Annotated in this window: 2 protein-coding genes; both read left to right on the forward strand. The window is 53.9% G+C overall.

Annotated elements, in window-relative coordinates; translation table 11 throughout:
- Positions 1–395: 395 nt before the first annotated feature.
- On the forward strand, positions 396–1325 hold the full coding sequence (gene cysK / locus C1714_RS13660) for a cysteine synthase A (RefSeq protein ID WP_102343785.1): 930 nt from the start codon (positions 396–398) through the stop codon (positions 1323–1325).
- Positions 1326–1328: 3 nt separating this feature from the next.
- The gene (locus C1714_RS13665; protein WP_102343786.1) at positions 1329–2123 is read left to right on the forward strand and encodes a serine O-acetyltransferase; all 795 of its coding nucleotides are present in this window, start codon (positions 1329–1331) and stop codon (positions 2121–2123) included.
- Positions 2124–2317 lie beyond the last annotated feature (194 nt).

Raw genomic sequence — 2317 nt, forward strand, 5'->3', positions numbered from 1 at the left:
CGACATGGTGTACCTTGTGTGCTCAGATATCCAGGTCCCACTTCCTAACCGAAAACCAAAACAGCTTAGACCCGCATGATCAAAGGAGATTTACTGCTTTTTCAACCATAACGATGCCTGAAGAGCCCTTTTTTTCTGCATTTCTTAGAAATCAAATTTCTTGCACATCGCAGATTCGTGTGTTTGAATGCAACCATAGAGACGAATCCTATGACAACAAAGTTCTACGCTGCCATCTGCTGTACATGTAAGAACACCGCGTCCGGTGCTTCTTTTCCTGTGCAGTGTCAATGATCAGACGTAAGTCTCTTGACGAAAGAAAAAACAGGAATATCGAGTGCCGGGCTGTACACGCCCGGCTTTTTTATAGGAAAATAGAAAAAGGAGAAAACACTATGAAGATCTACAATTCCATCCAGGAGCTGACCGGCCACACGCCGCTCGTTGAGCTCACCCATCTTGAAAAGGACCTTGGCCTCAAGGCCCGCCTCGTCGTCAAAGTTGAGGGAATGAACCCTGCCGGCAGCGTCAAGGACCGCGTCGCCCGCCGCATGGTTGAAGATGCCGAAGAAGCAGGCATCCTCAAGCCCGGTTCCACCATTATCGAGCCGACCTCCGGCAACACAGGCATCGGCCTCTCCATGGTCGCTGCCGCCAAGGGCTATCACATCATCATCGTCATGCCGTCCACCATGTCCCCGGAACGCGTCAAGCTCATGAAAGCATATGGCGCCGAGGTCATTCTTTCCGATGGCGCACTCGGCATGAAGGGAGCGATCGCCAAGGCCAACGAACTCCATGAGGCGACACCGAACTCCTGGATCCCGAGCCAGTTCACCAACCCTTCCAACTGGAAGGCACACTACGCAACGACCGGCCCCGAAATCTGGGAAGATACCGAAGGCAAAGTGGATATGTTTGTTTCCGGAATCGGAACCGGCGGAACCATTACCGGAACCGGCAAATACCTCAAGGAACACAACCCGGCCATTGAAGTCATCGCCGTCGAACCTGCGACTTCCGCAGTCCTCTCCGGCAAGCCTGCGGGCAAGCATATGATCCAGGGCATTGGTGCAGGCTTCATTCCGGAAGTTCTCGACACATCCATTTACAACCGCATCATCACGGTTGAAAACGATGCGGCATTTGAATACGGACAGATGCTCGGAAAGAAGGAAGGCATCCTGGCCGGCATCTCCTCAGGCGCCGCACTCTGGGCAGGAGTCCAGGAGGCAAAGAAAGAAGAAAATGCGGGCAAGCTCATCGTCGTCCTCCTTCCGGATTCGGGCGACCGTTACCTTTCCACCCGCCTGTTCCAGGAGTAATACGTGGACTATAACGAACTGTACAAAGAAATACAGACACTGAATGATCCCGATCTAGAGGCGGGCAGCGTCTGGCCCGATCGCGAAGATGTGCTGCAGATCCTTAAGAAAAGCATCGCCGCCCTCTATCCTTCCTTCTTTCACTATGGAGGCAGTAAGGAGGGAGGCCTCCTGCTGCGCAGCGTCGAAAGTGATCTGACCCATTGCCTCGAGCAGTATCCCCAGTTCGAAGGCGACCCCGAAAAGGCAGCAGATGCCTACCTCGCCGCCTTCCCAGAAGTGAAGCGCCTTTCACTCACGGATCTGCAGGCAATCTATGACGGGGATCCGGCGGCCAAGTCCAAGAGCGAAGTCATCACCTGCTATCCCGGTTTCTATGCCATTCTCGTCTATCGCCTCGCCCATGTCCTGTATCTCAACGGGGCGCCGGCGATGGCACGCATCTTTACCGAGCACGCCCATGCCAAGACCGGCATCGACATCAATCCGGGCGCAGCCATTCAGGAGAGCTTCTGCATCGACCACGGCACCGGCATCGTCATCGGCGAAACAGCCACCATCGGCCGCCACGTCAAGCTCTATCAGGGCGTAACGATCGGGGCCCGCTCCTTCGCCCTCGACGAACACGGCAACCCCGTCAAAAGCGGAAAGCGTCATCCCGACATCGGCAACAATGTCATCATCTATGCCAACGCAACAATCCTGGGCGGAGACACAAAGATCGGAGACAACTGTATTATCGGCGGCAGTTCGTGGATCCTTCACTCTGTGCCTGCAAATACGACGGTTAAGAGCTGAACATTCCACCAGCAAACCACTTGAAAGGCGGGAGCCATCGACTCCCGCCTTTTTCTATTTTCTTAAATTTCGACTATCTAAAAATAGATGGGGTCTCGGGGTGCCTCTAAGAAATCCTGGGGTTGACTATCCGGGAGAAGAAAAACAGCTCCAAACTTACATGGGGAGGCACTCAGGCCTTCTCTTTTTCGTAT

Origin of the sequence: Galactobacillus timonensis (assembly GCF_900240265.1) — a bacterium.
GTDB classification, from domain to species: domain Bacteria; phylum Bacillota_I; class Bacilli_A; order Erysipelotrichales; family Erysipelotrichaceae; genus Bulleidia; species Bulleidia timonensis.

Excerpts from the sequence above, each read along its gene's own strand:
- cysK (WP_102343785.1), top strand. The coding sequence starts at position 396 with ATGAAGATCTACAATTCCATCCAGGAGCTGACCGGCCACACGCCGCTC.